Below are 21645 nucleotides of genomic sequence, written 5' to 3'. Positions count from 1 at the left end.
GGCCTAACTTGGTTCGCATGCCGACACGCCGTTACCTGATGTGCCGACCGACCCACTTCGCGGTCACCTACCGGATCAATCCCTGGATGGATCCCGCCGCCCCGTACGACACCGCCCTGGCCATTTCGCAGTGGACCGAGCTGAAGCGGGTCTACGAGAGCCTCGGCCACCAGATCGAGGAGATCGACCCGCTGCCCGGACTGCCCGACATGGTGTTCGCCGCCAACGGCGGAACCGTCGTCGACGGCAAGGCGCTGGCCGTGCAGTTCCGCGACGCCGAGCGCGCCGACGAGGGTCCGGCGTACGCCGACTGGTTCCGGAGCGCGGGCTTCGAGGTCACCGAGGCGAAGGCGATCAACGAGGGTGAAGGCGACATCCTGCTCGCCGGCGACTACATCCTGGCCGGAACCGGATTCCGCACCTCGCACGCCGCCCACGCGGAGGTCCAGGAGCTGTTCGGCCGCCCGGTCATCACCCTGCAGCTCGTCGACCCGCGGTTCTACCACCTCGACACCGCTCTCGCAGTGCTGTCGCATGGCGATCATGGCAAGCCGGTGAATGTGGCGTACCTGCCTGAGGCGTTCTCGCCGGGCAGCCAGGCCGTGCTCCGCCAGCTGTTCCCGAACGCCGTCATCGCGACCGTCGCCGACGCCGAGGTGCTCGGCCTCAACGCGGTCAGCGACGGCGAAACCGTCGTCCTGCCGGTGCAGGCGGTGGCGCTCGCCGCCGCCCTGGAGCAGGCTGGATACCAGACCATCGGAGTCGACGTCAGCGAGCTGCGGCTCGCCGGCGGCGGCCCCAAGTGCTGCACCCTGGAGCTGCGTTCATGAGCAAGACCTCGGAAGCCGTCGCCGCCGCCGAACGCTGGACCGCGCACAACTACCACCCGCTGCCCGTCGTGATCGCCGACGCCGAGGGCGCCTGGGTGACCGACGTCGACGGCAAGCGCTACCTCGACTGCCTCGCGGGCTACTCCGCGCTGAACTTCGGCCACCGGCATCCCGCGCTGATCGCGGCCGCGCACGCCCAGCTCGACCGGGTCACCCTGACCAGCCGGGCGTTCATCCACGACCAGTTCGCGGAGTTCTGCCAGAAGCTCACCGACCTCACCGGCAAGGACCTGATCCTGCCGATGAACACCGGCGCGGAGGCGGTGGAGACCGCGATCAAGGTCGCCCGCAAGTGGGGCTACCTCGTCAAGGGCGTACGCCCGGGGCAGGCGAAGATCATCGCGATGGAGGGCAACTTCCACGGGCGGACGACGACGATCGTGTCGTTCTCGACCGACCCCGACGCACGCGACGACTTCGGGCCCTACACGCCCGGTTTCCAGCTCGTCCCGTACGGCGACCTCGCGGCGCTGGAAGCAGCGATCGACGAGAACACCGTCGGCGTCCTCGTCGAGCCGATCCAGGGCGAAGCCGGCGTCCTCGTGCCCCCGGCCGGATTCCTGCCCGGCGTCCGGGAGCTGTGTACGCGCAACAACGTCCTGATGCTCGCCGACGAGATCCAGAGCGGCCTCGGGCGTACCGGGGACACCTTCGCCTGCGACGACGAAGCCGTCGTACCTGACATGTACATCATGGGCAAGGCGCTCGGCGGCGGCATCGTCCCGGTGAGCGCGGTCGCGGCCGACCAGAACGTCCTAGGCGTCCTCAAGCCGGGCGAACACGGATCCACCTTCGGCGGAAACCCGCTGGCCTGCGCGGTCGGCATCGCCGTGATCGACCTGCTGCGTACCGGGGAGTTTCAGGAGCGCAGCCGCGAACTGGGTGAGCGGCTGCACACCGGGCTCGCCAAGCTCATCGGCGACGGCGTCACCGAAGTACGCGGCCGCGGCCTGTGGGCCGGTGTCGACATCGACCCCGCGCTCATGTCCGGGCGAGACGCGTCCGTTCAGCTGATGGAGCGCGGCGTACTCGCCAAGGACACGCACGGCTCGACCATCCGGCTCGCGCCGCCGCTGACCATCACGGCCGACGAGGTCGACTGGGCGCTGGAGCAGTTCCACTCCGTCATCGCCTGACGCCCTCCCCTTCCCCTCCCGCCACCGTCCGCCTCGTTGATCATGGAGTTTGCCCCCTCGACACACCGTCGAGACCACAGTTAACTCCATGATCAACGGGGATAGCGGGCGGTCGCGCGGAGGGCGAGTGGCGGGGAGGGGGTTAGGAGGGGGGTAGGCGGAAGGACATCGTGGGGGCGTCCACCAGGACGGAACCGACGGTTCCGGTGCCGGCGGCGAGGCTCCCCGGCCGCCCGATCTCCACACCCGGGTAGAGCTCGATGTATTCGGCCGGCCCGAGCGTCCGGGGCTGCCGTGGCGTGATCTTGTCGCCGCCCGGGTAGACCCAGGCCCCGTTCATGCTGACGTCTTTGACCGACAGCCCGGAGTGGTCGAACGCCACCACGACGTGGTTGCGGCTGACCGCCTTGACGCCGCCTTCGTCGAGCCAGGGGCCCAGGACGATCGACCGGCTGTCGCTGTCCCAGTTGCCTTCGGGGGCGCGCCCGACCGTCACCGGTCCGGCCCCGGTCACCAGGAAACGCTGCTTGATCACGCCGTTGACGCGTACCGCCAGGACGTCCTGAGCCGGCGCGGGGCCGGTGTCGGCCAGCGGCAGGTCGTGGCGCGGGCAGAGCGGGTTGCCCCGGAGCTTGGGCAGCGGCTGGCCCACGGCCACGCGCATGCCCGCGAACAGCGCGCATTCCGGGTCGGGGCAGCGCCACCGCCGGGACATCAGGCGACGGCCGAGATCGGACGGGGCGGTCGGAACCGGACCACGGACCGTGATGACGGCGCCGCCCGCTCCGGGCAGCGCCGCGAATCCGGGCAGGTTGCGCGAGATGATCGGCAGCCCGGCGACCTCGTTCAACTCCCGTACGCGCATCCCGGCGCCCTGCACGACCTCCACGTGCCCGTCGTCGGCCCAGCGCCGGATTACCATCCGCTCGCTGGAAGGTTGATCGAGGTCGGAGAGCAGCTGCTTGTCGACCACGCAGTAGACCTGGATGCCTTCCTCGGCGAGGTGGCGGGCGAGCGCGTCGACCACCATCCCCAGGCGGAGGAGGGTGGCCGGGCGGCCGCCGTCGAGGTCCACGTAGCGGACGACTTCCGCCAGGTCCAGCACACCGCGAGCGAGCGCCGGCTCAGTGGTGAGGCGGCGCTCGATCGCATCCAGGACATGGCTTACCTCAAACCGCATGCTGGAACCCTACTGGCCAGCGCCAGCAGCGGCCAGATGCGGTACTTGTCAAGAAGAGGCCGACTGGTGCTGCCCTTGGTATTTCGGGTCGTGCGCCAGGACCCGGCTCTTCTCCGCGTTGAACTCGTCGTCGCTGAGTTTGCCCCGGTCGTGCAGGTCCGACAGCAGGGCGAGCTGCTGGGCCGAATCGGTCGGGGCGTACTTCTCCACGAAGTCCCGGCTCGCCTCGTCCATCGCCTTGCGCTCGTCGGGCGTCGCGCCAGGCGGACGGAAGATCAGGTAGACCAGGGTGCCGAAGAACGGCGCGATCACCACGACGACCACCCAGAGCGCCTTCAGCCAGCCCGCCAGGTCGTCGCGCCGGAAGATGTCCACCAGCGCGAAGCCCCAGACCAGCAGGAGCGGGATGAAGATCAGCAAAAGCCAAAACGTATCCCAGAAGTCCATGGCATTCATTTTGCCGACTTTTCATCGGAAAGATGCCAGCTTTGTGCGAAGCACCCGAAGATCCCGAAGTCGTCGCTCATAGGTGATCGCCAGGGCGAGCAGAATCGCTCCACCGACGCCGATCGGCAGCCAGAGCGGCAGGCGGGTCCAATACAGGGTCAGCTCGTGCAGCGCGAGCAACACCAGCACAGTCCCGCCGATCACGACCGGCGCCTGCCGCCGCCGCATCGCCCCCGCCAGCACCACGGCCAGCCCGGCCACGCCGAGCGCCACCCGCCGCACCGGGTCGCCCTCCCCCGGCAGCACCGCCAGCAGCGTCGGCCCGAACCCCGCCGCCAGCGCCGGGCCGTAGCCCAGCCAGCTCGACAGGCTCGGGTCACGGCGCATCGCCAGCAGGCCCACCAGCACCGCGATCAGCGCGAGCGGGAGGGAATAAGCCTCGATCGCCTTGATGTCGTACGCCCACAGCAGCGACCAGAGCGCGAGAAGTTCGAGCGCAGCGGCCACGGCGGCGCGGAGAACGGGGAGTCGCCGGGTCAGCACGGTGGCCCCTACGACGAGCCCCCAGCCGAGATAGACCTTCGCGACGTGGATCGCCGGACTCGGGATGGTGTACGCCGAGAGCAGCAGCAGCGCGGCGACGAGGTGGGCCAGCGGTTCCAGCGCCCGCACCTCCCGGCCCGGCCGGGCCTGGCCCGTTGCGGTCTGGGCCGTTGCGGTCTGGGCCGCCGCAGTCTGGGCCGTTGCGGTCTGGGCCGTTGCGGTCTGGCCCGGCGGCGTCTCCGGGCGGATCGGTGCACCGGGGAGGGTCGGTGCTCCGGGGAGGGTCGGTGCTCCGGGGCGGGTCGGTACTTCGGGCCGGGTTGGGAGGAAGCTGACCGCGACGAGGACCGCGGCGGCGGCGAGGACGACCAGGCCGGTCGGACGCGGCGGCAGGTGGGCCGCGTTCGCACTGACGGCGGCGAGCCCGGTCCAGGCGATCCCGGCCAGCGGCCAGGCCACCCAGCGAACCCCGGCGGCGCCGCCCCAACCGCCGAGCACGACGAACGCCGCCGTCGCCAGGGAGAGGCCGAGGATCGACGACCAGCTCGTGGCGGACAACGCGGCCAACCCCGAACCCGCGATTATCGCCGCGTACGCCGCGATGAGGGCGTCGACGGCGGTCGGCCGCTTGGTCAGGCCGGTGCGGACGAGCCGGGCCAGCCCGGCGAGCAGCATGATCAGCGGTACGCCCGGCCAGCGTACGTCGAGCCAGACGAGCGCGAGAACGGCCGGAATCGGTGCGACCGACACCGCCGCCCGCCACCCGAGCTGTACGCCGAGAGCAAGCGCGAGCACCACGAACGCGAGCACGTCACCACCGACGACGACGGTTCCGTCACCAGGTGCGAGACCGGAGCCGGCGGGCGCCGACGCCCACCCCTCACCGAGCCAGCGATACGACTCGACGAGTACGCCGAGCGGCGGCCGGGCCAGCAGCAGCGCGACCGCCAGCAGCGCCCAGCCGACGATGCGCTCCGCAGTCACCCCCACCGCATTCGGTACCCACGCCCCGCTGCGGCCTGTTTGCAGCGGATCAGGGATCTGCGTCGAATCTTGGCCCTCGGAAGCAGGCATATCCGTGATCTGCCCGGAACCCGGGCCGGCCGCAGAAGAGCCCGCGGCAGCCGGCGAGCCGGCGGCGGGAGAGCCCGCGGCGGCGGGAGCGGCGGGGGAAGAGCCGGCGGCGGGGAGGAGGGCGAGCGCCAGCAGCCCGAAGGCGACGTACAGCGACTTGCTCCAGCCGTCCCCGGGAACGGCGAGGACCGCGCCGAAGACGGTCGCGAGCACCGTGCCGAAGACGGCCCACTTCAGCACGACGGCGTACGCGTCGACTCGGCGCAGCAGCCACCCGAAGGCGGGCAGGATCAGGGCGGTGAGCGCGGCCGTGTGGAGCACGGCGGCGTCGGAGACGCCGGACGCGTTCGCGGTCGCGGCGGCGAGCAGGACGAGCAGCGGCGGAGCCGCCGCGAGGCTCACCGCTCCCGGCGTACGGTCCCCCGGCCGGGCCGCGACTGCCGTGGCGAGCGCCAGGACGAGGACGGCACCCAGCGTCCAGGCCGCCTGCGGCGGGTACGCCAACGAGCTGAGCACGGCGTGCGCCGACAGCCCGAAGGCGCCGATCCCGGCGACGAGCCGGACGGCCAGGTGCCGCTGCATGAGGACGGCGGTGAGCAGCACGGCGACGGCGGTGAGGTCGGCGACGGCCGGCAGCCAGTCGGTGACCGGCGGACGTCCCGGGACGGCGAGGGCCAGGGGCACCAGGCCGGCCGCCGCGACCGCGGTCGCGACCGAGGGCCGGGGCAGGACCGACACGACCGCGGTCAGCGTGAGCAGCGCGATCGACACCGGCAGCGCCCAGTCGTACGGGGCCGTCCGGGCGTCGACGCCGAGCGACACCAGCCCGGTCCACGCCGCGAAGGTGCCGGCGAACAGCGCCGCCACACCGCCACCGATCGCGGTCCCGATGACCACGCCCAGCGCGGCGGCCCGGGACACCACCCGGACGAGGTGGCCGAGCGCCGCCAACACCAGTACGCATACCGACGTCCACAGCAGCAGGTGGCCGTCGACCACCCGAGCGATCCGCGCCTGGGCGATCAGGACGAGCACGACGAACCAGGCGACCCCGGTGACGGTCAGCGGGCGCAGGCGCGCCACCGGACCGGCGGCCACCGCGACTGCCCCGACGAGGAGCAGCAACGCCGCTCCGGCGAGGACCGAACCGATCGGGGCGGCGACGGCCAGCCGGACGAACGCGAGGGTCTGCGCGACCAGCAGGCTTACGGCGTACCCGAGCCAGGCGAGGATCTGGAGCACCACGGCGAGCGAGCGGCCCGCGAACCGGCGCAGACTGAAGACGGCGAGCAGGTTTCCGACCGCGACCGTCGCGAAGACCAGCGCGAATCCCCCGGTACGCCCGTCGGCCACGTCGACGAAGAGCAGCGGCAGCGCGGGCTGAGCCAGCAGGAAGCCGCCGACGGCCGGGCCGGACAGGCGGGTGAGCCAGGCGTAGCCGAGCGAGATCGAGGCCGTCGCCGCGGCGACCAGGCCGATGTAGGTCCAGCCGGAGAAGAAGTCATGGACGCGGAGCAGGTTGACGTTCCAAACCGAGTAGCCGTCGAGGATGACCAGCAGCAGCCCGATCGCCGCGAACGTCTCGGCCGTGCCGCGGAGGCCGCGGCGCTGGGCGAGCAGCGGCACGGTCAGCGCTACGCCGGTGAAGACGGCCAGGATCGCCGCCTTGCCCGCCATCCCGAAGGTGCCCCAGGCGAACGCGGTGAACACGATCGCCGCGATGCCGATCAGGATGCCGCCCAGGACGAACAGGATGTTCTTGACCGTCTGCGTCGAGGCCTCCGGCCGAGCCGCCGCCGGCTGCCGACTCGGAACCGGCTGCCCAGCCGGGACAGCCGGCGCGGCCGGCACTCCGGAAAAAGCCGGCACACCGGAAACAGCCGGAACACCGGAAACAGCCGGAACACCGGGAACACCGGGAACAACCGGACCGCCAGCGGCAGCCGACGGCCGACCCGAAGGCTGGACCGGAACCCCCGGGCCGACCGGCGCAACTGGCGGGGCGGGCGCAACGGGCGGAGCGGGCCGGGCCTGCGCCCAGACCTGGGCCGCGAGCCGGGCCCGCCGTTGCCGGGCCACCTGGAGCTGGGTCGAAACGTCGGCGTACGCCAGCCGGGCGCGCTCGGCCTGCGCGGTCAGCTCCACGATCTGCGTGTCGAGCTGGATGACCTCGGCCGCGATCGGGTCCGGTGGGCGGCCGCAGCCGGGACAGCCGGACTCGAGCGAGGCTTCGGTCAGGCAGGCCGGGCACGGATAGGACGTCATGCCAGCGATGGTCGCAACCGGGGCGTACTCGGGTCTTGAGCGAAACAGCTCATTCGCGATGCGCTTTCAGCTTTTCCCGAGGTACTCAGCAGGCGCAGGAGACCCCGGTCACCGGCGCGGTCAGCGGGTCGATCTCGTTGCTCCGCTTGCCGAGCAGCGACTCGGTGCCGAAGCCCTCACGTACCCAGTACTCATAGCCGCCGATCATCTCCTTGACCTGGTAGCCGAGCCGGGCGAAGGCGAGCGCGGCGCGGGTGGCGCCATTGCAGCCCGGTCCCCAGCAGTAGGTCACGACGACCTTGTCCCGGTCGATCAGCCCGGCCGCCTCGGTCGCGATGGCGGCGGTCGGCAGGTGCACCGCGCCGGGGATGTGGCCCTGCTCCCAAGCGTCGATCGAGCGCGAGTCCACCAGCACGAAGGTGCCGAGCGGCAGGTCGGTGTGGACGTCGGAGACGTCGGCCTCGAAGGTCAGCCGGGCGGCGAAGTGGGCGGCGGCGACGTCGGGGGCGGCGGGCGGGGTGTTCAGCACTGCACTCATGCCGAGAATCCTGCCGATGATCCTTCGCGCGCAGAAGTGGCGGTATCGCCGCTGTGCGCTAACATTCCGCCATGCTGATCGAGCTGGCCCCGCCTGACGACCGGCCCCGGCACCAGGTCGCCGTCCTGGCCTTCGCGGGGATGGCGCCGTTCGAGCTGAGCTGCGTGGTCGAGGTCTTCGGCCTGCCCCGGCCCGAACTCGACATCGACTGGTACGAGCTCTCCGTCTGCGCCGAGCAGGCGGCCCCGCTCCCGGTCGTGGGGGGTTTCAGCATCCTCGCCGCGCATGGTCTCGACACGCTGGCTGCCGCCGACACCGTGATCATTCCGGGAGTTCCAGATGTACGCACAGAGCCGTCCCCGGCACTCACCGCCGCCCTGCGTTCGGCGTACGCGCGAGGCGCCCGGCTCGTGTCGATCTGCTCGGGCGCCTTCGCCCTGGCCGGTGCCGGTGTCCTAGATGGACGGCAAGCCACCACCCACTGGCGGTACGCCGGACTCCTGGCGCAGCGGTATCCGGAGGTCGAGGTGACCCCGGATGTGCTCTATGTGGACAACGGTCCGGTGCTGACCAGCGCCGGCAGCGCGGCCGGACTGGATCTGCTGCTGCACATCGTCCGCCGCGATCACGGGGCCGCCGTGGCCAACACGGTCGCCCGGCGGCTGGTGCTGCCGCCCCACCGTGACGGCGGCCAGGCTCAGTTCATCGAGGTCGGCGTCCGCGACGTGACCGACGACGACGGGATCGCCCGCGCGATGGCCTGGTCGCTGGACCACCTCGCCGAGCCGATCACGGTCGGCGCGATGGCGCAGCGGGCGCGCATGTCCGAGCGCAGTTTCCTGCGCAACTTCTCCCGGCAGACGGGCACCACCCCGATCCGGTGGCTGATCGATCGCCGGGTGCAGGCCAGCCTGCCGTTGCTGGAGGTCGGCGACGCCCCGATCGAGCAGGTCTCGGCGGCGGTCGGGTTCGACAGCCCGGTGACCTTCCGGCACCACTTCGGGCGCTCGATGCGGACTTCGCCGTCGGCGTACCGGCGGGCCTTCACGCGCCGCTGACGAGGTGGTCGGCGGCCGACGCGGGCAGCCGTTCGGCGAGCACCACGCGGCCACCCGCCTCGCGCAGCGCGGTACGCGTACCGACGCGCCAGGAGTGGGCGAGCAGTAGCAGGGCGGCGCTGGTGCCGGGCACCACCTCGGCGACGACGTCGTCGACGTCGACATCGCGGATCAATTCGGCGCCGGGCTCTTCGAGCAGAGTGACCTCGCCGGTGAGCGCCTTGGCCACGACGAGCACGTCCACGACCTGGAAACCCTGCTCGGCGGCGATCCGGCGCAGCCGGGCGACGAAGTCCGCGCCCGGCTGGGGATCGGTGAACTCGAGGACCACGAACTCGACCGACTCCATCCCGAAATGGTAAATACTGCGGATTGTCCACTTCGCGGGAATTCAGCGATATATCTTCGCTTTATGAACGAACGCAGCGCCGTCCTGTCCACCTGGCGGCAGCTGAGCCTGATCGGCGGGGTCGTCGCCATCCTGCTGGGCATCGTGCTGCTCATCTGGCCGGACCGCACCCTGCTCGTGCTGGCCGCGCTGCTCGGCATCTGGCTCGTCGTCCTCGGCATCGTCCGGCTCGCCGACGCGGCCACCGGCCGGGAACTCGGCGGAGCCAGCCGGGGCTTCAGCGCCCTCGCCGGCGTCATCTACGTCGTCGCCGGCATCGTGGTGCTGGCCAACCTGCACGCGTCGCTGAAGTTCATCGCGCTGCTCATCGGCCTGATCTGGATCTTCAGCGGGGTCTCCGAGATCGTCTCCGGCTTCACCCGCGTACGCGGACGCGGCGCCAAGCTCGGCGCGATCCTGCTCGGCCTGATCAACGTGGCCCTCGGTGTCGTCGTGCTGTTCTGGCCGGGCATCACCCTGATCGTGCTGGTGTGGATCACCGCGATCTGGCTGATCGTGATCGGCTTCGTGCAGCTCTACATCGCCTGGCAGGCCGGCAAGGCGGCCAAGGCGGCCGACAACGACCCGGCGTACCACGTCATCGAGGAGGGTTTCTGAGCTCGGCGAGGTAGTCCCGGCTCGCCGCGTACGCGGCGCTGACCCGCCGGCGCAACCCCGCCGCGTCCCGGTACGCCCACGGGTTGTCGTCCCGGTCGTTGCCCTCCCCCACCGGCAGGACGTGCACCGAGACCCCGTCCGGCACGGCCGCGAGGTCCCGGGCGAGCCGAGCACGCCGGCCGATCTCCATCGCCGTCTGCGCGACCTCCCAGGGCCGTTGCGGCGGCGAGAGCGGCTTGTCCAACCGGCCCACATGCAGGGCGTAGATGTCCTGTGCGCCCAGTTCGACCGCCTGCGCGATCGGAAGTGAGTTGACGATCCCGCCGTCGACGTAGTGCTCGCCGTCGAGGTCCACCGGGGGCAGCAGGCCGGGAACGGCCGCCGCCGCCATCACCGCCGGCAGCAGCGGACCGGTCGAGAACCAGGACTCGGCGGCCCGTTCGATGCTCACCGCGCCCAGATGCAGCGGTACGCGCAACTCCCCGAACTTGCCCGGCAACGCCTTCTCCAGCAGCCGCCGCAACGGCAGCGGCGAGTGCAGATGCGTACGCGTGGCGAACCGGCGAAGTTGCCGGGGAATGGACTCCCCGTACACCTCGCCCATCTCGGGCGCCGCCCAGAGGCGTACCAGTTGGTCTGTGACGGTGGGAGTGGGATCGGCCGCGACCATCGCGCCGTTGATCGCGCCGATGGAGGTGGCGACGATCAGGTCCGGCGTGATCCCGGCGCGAGCCAGGGCGCGCAGCATGCCGACCTCGACCGCGCCCAGCACCCCACCGCCGCCCAGCACGAACGCCGTGCATCCCATAAAGATCACCGTACACGCAGGTGAGCGGCACGAAGGTGAGCCCGGTAGAGTCGCCCGACGTGACCGACTTCCGCATCGGCGAGGCGGCCGAGTTGCTCGGCGTGAGCGCCGACACGGTACGCCGCTGGGTCGACGGCGGTCGCCTCCCGGCGACTCGCGACCCCCAGGGCCACCGGATGATCCCCGGCCGGAGCCTGGCGGAGTTCGCCCGGTCGCTCGGCGGCGACCCGGACGAACGCGCGGGACAGTCGTCAGCCCGCAACCGCTTGCGGGGCATCGTGACGTCGATCGTGAAGGACGCGGTGATGGCGCAGGTGGACATCCAGGCCGGCCCGTTCCGGGTGGTCTCCTTGATGAGCCGGGAGGCCGTCGACGAACTGGGCCTCGAGGTCGGTTCGCTGGCGGTCGCCGTGGTCAAGTCGACGACCGTCGTGGTGGAACGCGCATGAGGCGGGCGATCGCGGTGATCACCGCGCTCCTGGCCACTGCGAGCCTGGTCGTGGGATGCGGCAAGCCGCCCACGCCGGACCGGGACAACGGCGGCAAGATCGCGGTCGTCGCCGATCCCGCGCTCGCGCCGATCCTGCAGTCCCTGGAGACCACCTTCGAGCAGGCCCATCCCGGCACCGACGTGGTGATCGGGTACGCCGCCGGCAAACGCGCCACGTCGCAGCTGTCCGCGGTCGACGTGCTGGTCGCCCCGGCCGCCACCGTCGCCACCGTCGCCAAGGTCTCGCCGAAGTCGCTGGGGCGTACGCAGCTCGTCATCGCGGTCGGCCCGGCCAACCCGCTGAAGATCGCGAAGCTGGCCGACCTCGCCGCCGTGAAGGTGGCGGTGTGCCAGGCGGCGGTGCCCTGCGGGACGGCGTCGCAGCAGGCGCTCAGCCAGGCCTCGGTGAAGCTGGCCAAGCCGGTCGAGGTCGCCGACATCAAGGAGGCCCTGGACCGGCTGACCCTCGGCGACGTCGACGCGGCGCTGGTCTACCGGACCGACGCCCTCGCAGCCATCGGCCAGGTCGACTCGGTCGACTTCCCGGAAGCCGCCGAGACGGCCCAGGAGTTCCAGGCCACGACGCTGTCCGGCAGCCCGAATCCGGCCGGCGCGACCGCCTTCGTCGACCTGCTCACCGGCGCCGAGGGGCGTACGCAGTTCACCGACCTCGGCTTCACCCAGCCCTGACCAGCTCGGCGGCCCTAGGCTTCGGCTTCGACGCGGATACGGCCGCCGGCGCGGTCGAAGAGGAAGACGCGGTCGAGGTCGACCTCCACCGCGAACGCCTCGCCCACTCGTGGCCGGGTTCCGGCCGGAGCGCGGACGACCAGTTCACCGAAGGGCTCTTCGAGATCGTCCAGCGGCCGGCGCTGGTGCGGCGCCACCCGGCCGCCCGAGCGCTGGGCGTCGGGCGAGGCGTACGCGGCGGGCACGCCGACCAGACCGGTCGCGACGTGGACGAGCAACTCGGCGCCGAGATCCTCGACGAACGACACCGTGCCCCGCAGCACCGGGCCCTCGGCGTCCACCGGCACCGGCCGCAACGCGTCTGTCCGCAGCGCGACGATGACCCGGTCCGTGTGATGCCCTGGGAGAACGCGATCGGAGTTCAGCGCCTGCTCCCCGAGATCCAGCACGGAGCTGCCCCGGCGATCGGTGTAGACCGCGCCCTGCACCAGAGTCGTGCGGGCCGCCCCGACGAACCCAGCCACGAAGACGTCTGCGGGATCGGAGCTGATCTCTTGCGGCGTGCCGATCTGGCGGACGCGGCCGCTTTCGAGCACCACGATCCGGTCGGCGAGGGCCAGCGCCTCCTGCTGGTCGTGCGTGACGTAGAGGGTGGTGACCCGCAGCCGGCGGGCCAGCCGGGCGATCTCCCGCCGCAGCTGCTGGCGCAGGTGAGCATCCACTTGCGACAGCGGCTCGTCGAGGAGGAAGGCCCGGGGGTCACGGACGATGGCCCGAGCCACCGCGACGCGCTGCCGCTGGCCGCCCGAGAGCTGACCCGGCTTGCGGTCGAGCAGGTCGGCCACCCCGAAGTAGCCCGCGACCTGCTCCACCCGGCGCATGTCGTCGGCCAGCGATCGGGCGCCCGCGTGCGCGATCCGCAGCGGCATCGCGATGTTCTCGCGGGCGGTCAGGTGCGGGTAGAGCGCGAAGTCCTGGAAGACCATGGCCACGCCGCGATCACGGGCGGACAGCTGGTTGGCGACGCGGTTGTCGAGGACGACCTCACCACTGGTGGGGTCCTCCAGCCCGGCGATCATCCGCAGAATGGTCGACTTGCCGCAGCCCGATGGTCCTAACACGACCATGAACTCTCCGGGGCCGACCGCCATCGACACCGCGTCCACCACGACGCGGCGCCCGTAGGCCTTGGTCAGCTCCCGAGTCTCGATCACAGCCCGCTCACCGTCTGATTGCCGGACTATTAACGCAGCAACATCGTGAACCGGCGACGGCCCGGGTGCAAGTGGACTTCGCACCCGGGCCGCAACTGTTCGCCGACCGTGACTAGACGGCCTGCCAGAGCGCCGGAACGTTGGGCGGCTCCCAGCCGACGAGCGCGGTGTGCGTCTGCCGGCATTGATAGGTCTTGCCGCCGTAGGTCACCCGGGCGCCCGCGGTGTAGAGCGTTCCCGCCGTCCAGGCCGGGTAGCTGCCGGTCGCCGTCGGCGAGACGCTCGCGCTGGGCGAGGCCGACGCCGACGCGCTGGGCGACGTGGACGGCGAAGTGGACGGTGACACCGACGCCGAAGGCGACACGGATACCGACGGGGACGGCGACGTGGTGCCGCCGGAGCAGGCCCCGTTATCCGTCCACGGCTTGCCGTCCCCGGTGTTCAGGTCCGGCTGGTTGCCCTGCGTCCACCACTTGGCGGTGTACTGGTGGCCGTTGTAGGAGACCACCGCTCCGCCGTTGTACGCCTGCGTCGCGACCCACGCCGCCGCGGTGCACGTGCCGGTCGAGGTCGACGGGCTGGCACTGGCGCTCGTGCTCGTCGTCGGGCTGACCGAGGTGGTGGCCGTCGGCGAGGCGGTCGTCCCGCCCCGGGCCCGGTCGACGCTCAAGGCGTACGTGGTGGTGCCGATCGTCAGCTTGTAGTTCGACGGCGAGGCGATCGGGAGGACGTAGTTCAAGGTGAACTCCGCCGACGCGCCCGGTGCGATCGAGAGGTAACTCGGGATCGTCACGGTGGCGTGGTGGAAGTCGCCCTTCAGCCCGCCGATGTTGCTGCCGGTATGCCCGGCCGTCACCGACATGCTCCAGCCGGACTGCTGCGACATGTTGCCCGGCGCGGAGGTGCCGTAGTCGAACTCCAGCTTCGAGCCGCCCGCGATGGTCACCGTCGAGTTGTTCTTGAGGACGACCTCGGGGTTGATCGGGTAGTTCGCGTCGCCGAGGGCGAACCCGGTCAGCGACACGTCGACGTCCAGCGTGGTCGTCGGCATCGCGGAGTTGGCCCGGGCCGCCCCGTACGCCGACGCCGTCTTGAACTTGTCGTAGGCGAGGTTGGTCAGGGTGTTGCCCATGAAGTACTCGCCCTTGCCCGAGTCGTACGCGTAGTCGCCGGCGAGTTCCCAGATCATCATGCCGCCGATGCCCTTGTTCACGATGTAGTCCGCCTTGGTGCCGATGGACTGCTCGTCCTCGGTCGACAGGAAGACCTTCTTCGTGTTGTTCCACAGCCAGGGCGCGACGAGAGCCGTCGAGTAGTTGCGGGCGTACGTGCCGGTGATGGTGTCGTCGGGGTCGGTCGCCGGGGTCAGCCCGTACGCCGTGAGGTAGTCCCCGGTGATCCCGTTCTCCAGGTTCTTCGCGTGCCACATCGGGTTGGAGCCGGCCGGTTCCTCGTTGCCGCTGGTGTCGAGGTCGTGCCAGAGGTTGTCGATGCCGACCGCGCCGTCGCCGCAGGGGCTCTGCGTGCCGACGGGGCAGTTGGCCGTCTTCGCCGCCGTGCCCCACAGGCCGTTGGTGCCGCCGGTGACGTTTCGGAAGCCCCGGGTGTAGTACGGGACGCCGATGTTTATCCGTCCTGATTGGACGGCTCCGCGGAAGTAGTGGTACGCCCAGTCGGTGTTGAGATACCCGATGTTCTGGTACGCCCCGTAGACCCCGGCCGCCGCCAGCTCGCCGTCGTCGCCGTTGTCGTAGAGCGCCGCGTTCGGGCCGACGAATTTGTTCCACGCGCCGTGCAGGTCGTAGGACATGATGTTGATGTAGTCCAGGTACTGCGTGGTCTGGTACGCCTCCTCGCCGCGCAGCAGCCAGCCCGAGGCGGGCGCCGCGACGGTGAGCATGTAGTACTTGCCGTCGGCCGCCGCCGCGTTGTCGAGCTTCTCCCGCAGCGTCTTCATCAGCGTCTGGTACGACTTGTTCAGCCCGGCTCGCCGCGCGTTGGCCTGCGAGAAGTCGAGCGGGTTGCCCGCGTCGTTGTTGGACGTCGGGTACTCGTAGTCGATGTCGACGCCGTTGAAGCCGTAGGTCCGCAGGAAGGTCACGACCGAGTCGGCGAAGGTCGTGATGCCGGCGGTGTTGATCGACCCGTCCGCGTTGGTGGTCATCCGGTAGAAGCCGCCGGAGTCGACGCGGTTGCCGTTGTCGTCGAAGTACCCGCCGGTCTCGGCCCAACCCCCGACGCTGATCAGCGTCTTCACGTTCGGGTTGGCCTTCTTGTACTTGTTCAGCAGGTTGAAGTGACCGGTGTAGGAGTAGCTGGAGTCCATCTCGGCTCCGGCGACGCCCGGCCAGGTCATGTTGGTCGCGGCGTTGTTGGCCGCGGTCGGCGTGCCGACGGAGATCTTGTTCGTCCCGTCGACGTGCGCGAAGGCGTAGTTGATGTGGGTGATCTTCGTCCACGGGATCTGGTTGACCAGGTACGCCGGCGTCCCGTCCTTGCCCGTCCGCCAGCCGGTGAAATAGCCGATGATGCGGCGCGGGTGGTCGGTGCCCATCGCTTCGCGCCCGTTGGTGTCGTACGCCGCGCAGTACGGCACGGCCACCCCGGGCGTGGTGTAGAGGCCGTCCGGACGACAGGCGGCGTGGTCGGTGGCGGAGTGCGCGGTGCCCACGGCCGCGAGGGCGAGGCCGGTCGCGGCCACCCCCGTCGCCAGCGCCGTGAGCAGGTGGAACAGGGGTCTTCTACGCATGAGGAGGCCTCCTGAGGAGCCAGCAGCGGTTAACTGTTAGCAAACTTTGCTAAGAGTAGACACGTTGTGGCCCCGGTCACGCAAGAGACGAACTCAGATATGAACAAGAGAGAGCGGCGGGTGACGGCGGGCCAACCCCCTCGGCCCTACCGTCACCCGCCGCCACATGGGGAGGAGGAGTAACGCGCTGTGCGAACCGCGCTCGTGACGCGGCGCTTGATGTTAAGACGTCGAACCCAGCGTCACGGTTGTCGTCTTAGTGGCTCCGTCCCGTGTGTAGGCCACAGTGATCTGCTCGCCCGGGTTGTGCGAACCGACGGCGTTCACCAGATCGTCGGCGTCGTTCACGACGGACTCGCCGAACTTGGTGACCACGTCGCCCGCCTTCAGCCCGGACTTCTCGGCCGCGCCGCCCGCGACGACCTCGGTCAGCTTGGCGCCGCCCGACTCGTTGTCGGAAGCCTTCACGCCCAGGTACGGGTGGTTGACCTTCTCACCCTTGATGAGCTGGTTGGCCACCGCCGACACCCGGTCGCTGGAGATCGCGAAGCCGATGCCGATGTTGCCCTCGCTGGAACCGTCGGTCGCGATCGACGAGTTGATCCCGACGACCTCGCCGTTGGTGTTGACCAGCGCACCGCCCGAGTTGCCCGGGTTGATCGGGGCATCGGTCTGCAGCAGGCCGGACATCGTCGAGTTCTGCACCGTGATGGTGCGGTCCTTGGCGCTGATGATGCCCTCGGTGACCGAACCCTCCAGGCCCAGCGGGCTGCCGATGGCCAGCACGGTGTCGCCCACCCGGACGTCGCCGGACTTGCCGAACTTGGCCGCCGTCAGGCCGGTCTTGTTCACCTTGACCACGGCCAGGTCGTACCGGGCGTCGGTGCCGACGATGGTGCCGGTGGTCTTGGTGCCGTCGGAGAAGCTGACCGTCACGGTGTTCCCGGAGGCGGTCGCGACGACGTGGTTGTTCGTCACGATGTAGCCGTCGGCGGTGAACACCACGCCGGAACCCTCGCCGGAGCTGGTCTTGATGGCGACCACGCTCGGCGTCACGTTCGCCGCGATGTCGGCCAGCGAGGAGCGGTCGATCGCCGGCGCGGCGTTGACCGTCGTGGTGCTGACCGGGTTCTTGTCGACCACGGCCGCGCCGACGACGCCACCGGCGACCGCCGAGCAGATCGCGATCACGCCGGCCGCGGCCACCCCGGCCACTACCTTCAGGAACGGGCGCGACTTCGACGGCGGCGGCGAGGCGCCGAACGGCGAGCCCGGCGGCAGGTTCGAGCCGGGCGGCATCCACATCGGACCAGTCGTCGGCGCGCCTTCCCGCCGCAGCGGGTCGGGGCCGTACGAGCCGGCCGGCGTACCGGAGACCGGCGGCGCGCCGACGACAGCCGGCTGCGGCGCGGTCTGGTAGTTGCCGTACGTAGGTGGCGAGTAAGCCGGTTGCCCTGCGGGCGCGGCGGCCGGCGGGACCGACGCGGCCTGGTCCGCAGAGGGCTGCTCGGGCGTCGCCGGGCGCTCAGCCGACGCGTCGGCGGCGCCGGCGAACGGGTTCGGGTTCTGCCGGTCAGCCGGCTCGGAGTTGCTCTGCGGGTCGCTCATGTCAATGATTCTTCCGGATATTTCTTACGTTCATCTTGGCCGAAGCTGAAACTCAACTGTGAACCTGTCTGATGCACTTTACGAGTCTTGTTCGGTTTCATCCTCTTCATGCCCCGTGTCGTCGGTTTCGACCAGCGGAAGGCGTACGCGGAACGTCGCCCCGACGCCGGGCTGCGACTCCACCTCCACGACACCCTCGTGTGCGGCGACCAAGGCAGCCACGATGGCGAGACCCAGGCCGGTGCTGACCGTCCCGTCCGCGCGGCGGGTCCGGGCCGGATCGGCTCGGTAGAACCGCTCGAAGACCCGTTCCTGCTGCTCGGGCGTCAGGCCCGGACCACGGTCGTGGATCTCCACGATCGCCGTCCCGGTCGGCCCGTCGGTCGGGTCGCTGGCCAGCCGCACGATCACCGGCGTACCCGCTGGAGTGTGGGTCAAAGCATTGCTCAGCAGATTTCCGATCACCTGCCGCAACCGCGCGTCGTCTCCGCGTACCACTAGATGCCCGGAATCGGGCGCCGTGGACAGCGTCACCTGACGATCGGGCGCGACCACCCGCGCGGCCTCGACCGCCTCGGCGGCGAGGACGCGCAGCTCGACCGGCGCGAGTTTGAGGGGCCGCTCGCGATCGAGCCGCGCGAGCAGCAGCAGGTCCTCCACGAGCAGGCCCATCCGCGAGGCCTCGTTCTCGATCCGCTGCACCACCTCGGCGGTCTGCTCCGGCGTGCTCACTGCACCCTGGCGGTACAGCTCCGCGAACCCTCGGATCGTGGTGAGGGGCGTGCGCAGCTCGTGCGACGCGTCCGCGACGAACCGTCGCATCCGCTCCTCGGAATGCCGCGCGCTCTGCTCGGCCGCCCGTGCGGCCGCCTCGGACGCGGCCTGCGCGGTGAACGCGGTCTCGATCCGCGCGAGCATCGTGTTCAGCGACCGGGCCAACGAGCCCACCTCGGTCACCGGCCGCGGATTCTCCGGTTCTGGATCTGGTACGCGCTGCGACAGGTCGCCGGCGGCGATGGCGCTCGCCGTCTTCTCGATCTGCGACAGCGGCCGCATACTCCGCCGGATCAGCTCCGCCCCGATCGTGGCGGCGAACAGCAGGACGGAGATCCCGCCGAAGAGGTTGATCGTGATCAGCCGCTGCACCGCGTGATCGATGCCGTACTGCGACTGCGCGATCAACTGGATCTGCCCGTTGTCGAGCTTCGTCGCGACCACCCGCCAGCGCTTGGCCGTGCCGGTCGAGCTGACCGTGAACGGCTCGCGAAGATCCTTCTGAGCATCACTGACGCTGGGCAGCATGGGCAGGTCGGCGTCTCGGTAGTAGTCGGAGATGTTGTCCGGCGGCAACCACCCACCGCTGGGAGACGACGTCGTGCCATAGAACGACGGCGGCAGACTCTGCTTGCCGCCGTGCTGGTTGAACTGCTCGGCGGCGACGTCGGACTGCGTGATCAGCCCGCTGTCCAGATCGGCCATGAGGTAGCGGCGCAACGCCGTCACGCTGGCCACCGCGATCAGCGACATCGCGGCGACCAGCAAGGCGAGCACGGTCGCCATGAGCTTGACGCGCAACGGCTTGGTGCGGATGGGGTGGCGCAGCCCGGCGGCGAATTTCATGGAAGGGTCACGGGCCCGATCACATCGCGGGCTTGCGCAGGACGTAGCCGACGCCCCGCAACGTCTGGATGAGCCGCGGCTGCACCGTGTCGATCTTGCGCCGCAGGTACGAGATGTAGGACTCGACGATGTTGTCGTCGCCCCGGAAGTCGTAGTTCCAGACGTGGTCGAGGATCTGCGCCTTGGACAGCACGCGGTTCGGGTTGAGCATCAGGTAGCGCAGCAGCTTGAACTCGGTCGGCGAGAGCTGGATGAGCTTGCCGCCCCGGTAGACCTCGTGCGTCTCCTCGTCGAGGGAGAGGTCGGCGAAGGTCAGCTTCGGCGACGCCGGCTCGCCCGCCGTACGCCGGAGCACGGCGCGGATGCGCGCGGTCAGCTCCTCCAGGCTGAACGGCTTGGTCACGTAGTCGTCGCCGCCCAGGGTCAGACCGCGTACCTTGTCCTCCGTCGCGTCGCGGGCGGTCAGGAACACCACCGGCGTACGCACGCCGTCCGAGCGCATCTGCCGGATCACCTCGAACCCGTCGAGGTCGGGCAGCATGACGTCGAGCACGACCAGGTCCGGCCGCGCCTCCTTGAACGCCGTGACGCCGGCGCTGCCGCTGGTGGCCGTACGCACCTCGAACCCGGCGAACCGCAGGCTCGCGCTCAGCAGTTCCACGATGTTGGGGTCGTCCTCGACGACGAGCAGCTTGGCCTCGACCTGGGCGGAGTTCATGACCCCATTGAACCCAGGAACGCTGCGCGGTGCCTGCGCTTTGGCTGAGAGGAATCTGTAAGAATCTGAGAACCCGCTGTACGCCGTTATCGCAGCAGCTCGCGGAGGGTTCGCAGGGTCGCGTCGAGAGTGGCCGTCACCGCCTTCGCCTGTGCGGTCACCGGCCGCGCCCGGGTGATGAGCGTACGCGCCTCGGCGGCGAACTCGTCAAGCTTGCGCAGCAGCGCCTCGTTCTCCGGCGCGGGCTCCCGCTTCGGCGTCACGCGTACGCCCGACTTCACCTGCCGGGTCTGCTCCTGCAACTGCCGCCGGATGTCCTTCAACCCGCCGCTGATCTGGGCTTGGATCTGATCTGCCAGCCCGGACAGGTCGTCCACCGACGACTGGATCTCCCGGTCGATCACCGCGATCTCGCCGGCCCGCTGTTCCAGCTCGGCCCGGCCGGCCCCGGTCAGCGTGTACGCCATCCGGTTGCCCTCGGCGACCCGGCTGACCAGGCCCTCCTCCTCCAGCTTCGCCAGCCGGGGATAGATGGACCCGGCGCTGGGCGCGTACAGGCCCTGGAACCGTTCCTGCAGCAGCCGCATCAGCTCGTAGCCGTGCTTCGGCCCGTCCTCGAGCAGCTTGAGCAGGTAGAGCCGCAGCCGGCCGTGCGAGAAGATCGGCGGCATCCGTCACTCCCCCGCCAGGAGGGCGATGCTGCCGCTCGTCGTCGTGGCGCTCAGCCGCCCGCTGCCGGCGCCGAGCCGCCCCCGGGCACTGCCCGCCCAATGCTTGCCCTGCCGGTCCAGCGGAAACACCGTCGTGATCGAGCCGGCCGTCGTGTCCAGCCGGACGTCGAGATCCGCCTCCGCCGGGATGCGGATGGTGATCGACCCGGACGTCGTGTTCAGCCGGACGTCGGCCGGCGTCGTCGAATCGAGGTCACAGGTGATCGAACCGGAGACCGTCGTCGCCTGTACGCGATCCGCCCCCGACTGGGCGAGCGTCAGCGAGCCCGACACGGCCTCCATCACGAGTTCACCTGCCACGCCGAGCGCCTCGACCGGGCCCGAGACCAGCTTGGCCTGCGTCCGCCCGGCCAGCCCCAGCAGACTCACCCGGCCCGACGTGACGTCGACGTCGGTGCTGGTCAACAGGCCCGCCACCGACACGCGGCCGGACACCACCGTCACCGAGGCGACCACCTCGGGCGGCACCGCCACGGTGATCTCACAGTTGTACTGACGATGGAACAGCCACCAGTAGAACGGCCACCGCTTCCGCCAGCCGTGCGAGATCTTGAGCCGACGGCCGTCGTGCAGGACATCCACCGGCTTCTTGCCGACGGACTTGACCTCCATCCGCGCCGCCCCCGGTACGCCGACGATGCTGACCTTGCCCATGACGAGGTTGACGTCGATGCGGTCGACCTCGCCGTCCAGCTGAATCCGTTGTGGATCCTGCACCGTCCACTGCGTCACCGGGACCCCCTTCGCCGTACCCGAGGCCCACACTAACCCAACTCGCGATATATCGCGACTCCCCTTTCCCTCGCTCCGAGGCGTTGATCATGGAGTTTCCGGCGTCGACACACCGTCGAGACCACAGTTAACTCCATGATCAACGGGG

At 70.3% G+C, this 21645-nt stretch carries 19 protein-coding genes; 6 read left to right on the top strand and 13 right to left on the bottom strand.

The window, feature by feature from the left end; genetic code table 11:
• Positions 1-17: 17 nt before the first annotated feature.
• Both ddaH and rocD read left to right on the top strand, forming a co-directional pair.
• Complete coding sequence (ddaH, locus tag AB0M47_RS25170) at positions 18-830, top strand: dimethylargininase (protein WP_363418250.1); 813 nt, start codon at positions 18-20, stop codon at positions 828-830.
• Complete coding sequence (gene rocD / locus AB0M47_RS25165; protein WP_363418248.1) at positions 827-2026, top strand: ornithine--oxo-acid transaminase; 1200 nt, start codon at positions 827-829, stop codon at positions 2024-2026. The genes ddaH and rocD overlap by 4 nt, the downstream gene beginning before the upstream one ends.
• Before the next feature lie 142 nt (positions 2027-2168).
• Here rocD and AB0M47_RS25160 read toward each other — a convergent pair whose 3' ends face one another.
• From AB0M47_RS25160 to AB0M47_RS25145, 4 genes are all read right to left on the bottom strand, one after another.
• Complete coding sequence (locus AB0M47_RS25160) at positions 2169-3206, bottom strand: FHA domain-containing protein (RefSeq protein ID WP_363418246.1); 1038 nt, start codon at positions 3204-3206, stop codon at positions 2169-2171.
• Between the two features lie 48 nt (positions 3207-3254).
• Positions 3255-3653, bottom strand: coding sequence for an SHOCT domain-containing protein (locus AB0M47_RS25155; protein WP_363418244.1), 399 nt, complete (start codon positions 3651-3653; stop codon positions 3255-3257).
• A gap of 21 nt (positions 3654-3674) precedes the next feature.
• On the bottom strand, positions 3675-7535 hold the full coding sequence (locus AB0M47_RS25150) for a hypothetical protein (RefSeq protein ID WP_363418242.1): 3861 nt from the start codon (positions 7533-7535) through the stop codon (positions 3675-3677).
• An 85-nt stretch (positions 7536-7620) separates the two neighbouring features.
• Complete coding sequence (locus AB0M47_RS25145; RefSeq protein WP_363418240.1) at positions 7621-8073, bottom strand: rhodanese-like domain-containing protein; 453 nt, start codon at positions 8071-8073, stop codon at positions 7621-7623.
• A 71-nt stretch (positions 8074-8144) separates the two neighbouring features.
• On the opposite strand from AB0M47_RS25145, the gene AB0M47_RS25140 reads away from it, so the two are divergent.
• A complete protein-coding gene (locus AB0M47_RS25140; RefSeq protein ID WP_363418238.1) occupies positions 8145-9131 on the top strand; it encodes a helix-turn-helix domain-containing protein in 987 nt (328 codons plus the stop codon).
• Here AB0M47_RS25140 and AB0M47_RS25135 read toward each other — a convergent pair.
• Positions 9118-9480, bottom strand: a complete 363-nt coding sequence (locus AB0M47_RS25135; protein WP_363418236.1) for a hypothetical protein — start codon at positions 9478-9480, stop codon at positions 9118-9120. The genes AB0M47_RS25140 and AB0M47_RS25135 overlap by 14 nt on opposite strands.
• Positions 9481-9543: 63 nt before the next feature.
• Between AB0M47_RS25135 and AB0M47_RS25130 the strand changes: the two genes are divergently transcribed.
• The gene (locus AB0M47_RS25130; protein WP_363418234.1) at positions 9544-10137 is read left to right on the top strand and encodes a DUF308 domain-containing protein; all 594 of its coding nucleotides are present in this window, start codon (positions 9544-9546) and stop codon (positions 10135-10137) included.
• Here the strand turns inward: AB0M47_RS25130 and AB0M47_RS25125 are convergent.
• On the bottom strand, positions 10118-10945 hold the full coding sequence (locus AB0M47_RS25125) for a patatin-like phospholipase family protein (RefSeq protein ID WP_363418232.1): 828 nt from the start codon (positions 10943-10945) through the stop codon (positions 10118-10120). The genes AB0M47_RS25130 and AB0M47_RS25125 overlap by 20 nt on opposite strands.
• A gap of 59 nt (positions 10946-11004) precedes the next feature.
• Here AB0M47_RS25125 and AB0M47_RS25120 point away from each other — a divergent pair, with 59 nt between their 5' ends.
• Together AB0M47_RS25120 and AB0M47_RS25115 are read left to right on the top strand one after the other, a co-directional pair.
• Entirely contained in the window at positions 11005-11394 is a 390-nt protein-coding gene (locus tag AB0M47_RS25120) for a helix-turn-helix domain-containing protein (protein ID WP_363418285.1), read from the top strand.
• On the top strand, positions 11391-12125 hold the full coding sequence (locus tag AB0M47_RS25115; RefSeq protein WP_363418230.1) for an extracellular solute-binding protein: 735 nt from the start codon (positions 11391-11393) through the stop codon (positions 12123-12125). Before AB0M47_RS25120 ends, AB0M47_RS25115 begins: the two co-directional genes overlap by 4 nt.
• A 14-nt stretch (positions 12126-12139) precedes the next feature.
• Here the strand turns inward: AB0M47_RS25115 and AB0M47_RS25110 are convergent, their stop codons facing one another.
• From AB0M47_RS25110 to AB0M47_RS25080, 7 genes are all read right to left on the bottom strand, one after another.
• Positions 12140-13339, bottom strand: a complete 1200-nt coding sequence (locus tag AB0M47_RS25110) for an ABC transporter ATP-binding protein (RefSeq protein ID WP_363418228.1) — start codon at positions 13337-13339, stop codon at positions 12140-12142.
• 112 nt (positions 13340-13451) lie between these two features.
• Entirely contained in the window at positions 13452-16088 is a 2637-nt protein-coding gene (locus AB0M47_RS25105) for a glycosyl hydrolase family 18 protein (RefSeq protein ID WP_363418226.1), read from the bottom strand.
• Between the two features lie 222 nt (positions 16089-16310).
• Positions 16311-17696: a trypsin-like peptidase domain-containing protein gene (locus tag AB0M47_RS25100; protein WP_363418224.1), complete on the bottom strand. Its 1386-nt coding sequence runs from the start codon at positions 17694-17696 to the stop codon at positions 16311-16313.
• Positions 17697-17774: 78 nt separating this feature from the next.
• Positions 17775-19316, bottom strand: a complete 1542-nt coding sequence (locus tag AB0M47_RS25095) for a HAMP domain-containing sensor histidine kinase (RefSeq protein ID WP_363418222.1) — start codon at positions 19314-19316, stop codon at positions 17775-17777.
• Positions 19317-19335: 19 nt separating this feature from the next.
• Positions 19336-20034 (bottom strand): response regulator transcription factor, encoded by a 699-nt coding sequence (locus AB0M47_RS25090; protein ID WP_253760466.1) that lies wholly within the window; start codon positions 20032-20034, stop codon positions 19336-19338.
• An 86-nt stretch (positions 20035-20120) separates the two neighbouring features.
• Complete coding sequence (locus tag AB0M47_RS25085; RefSeq protein WP_363418220.1) at positions 20121-20705, bottom strand: PadR family transcriptional regulator; 585 nt, start codon at positions 20703-20705, stop codon at positions 20121-20123.
• A gap of 3 nt (positions 20706-20708) precedes the next feature.
• Positions 20709-21497 (bottom strand): DUF4097 family beta strand repeat-containing protein, encoded by a 789-nt coding sequence (locus tag AB0M47_RS25080; protein WP_363418218.1) that lies wholly within the window; start codon positions 21495-21497, stop codon positions 20709-20711.
• Positions 21498-21645: the final 148 nt, after the last annotated feature.

This window comes from Hamadaea sp. NPDC051192, assembly GCF_040682475.1.
GTDB lineage: Bacteria > Actinomycetota > Actinomycetes > Mycobacteriales > Micromonosporaceae > Hamadaea > Hamadaea flava.
This window is presented reverse-complemented; position numbering and strand designations above follow the sequence as displayed.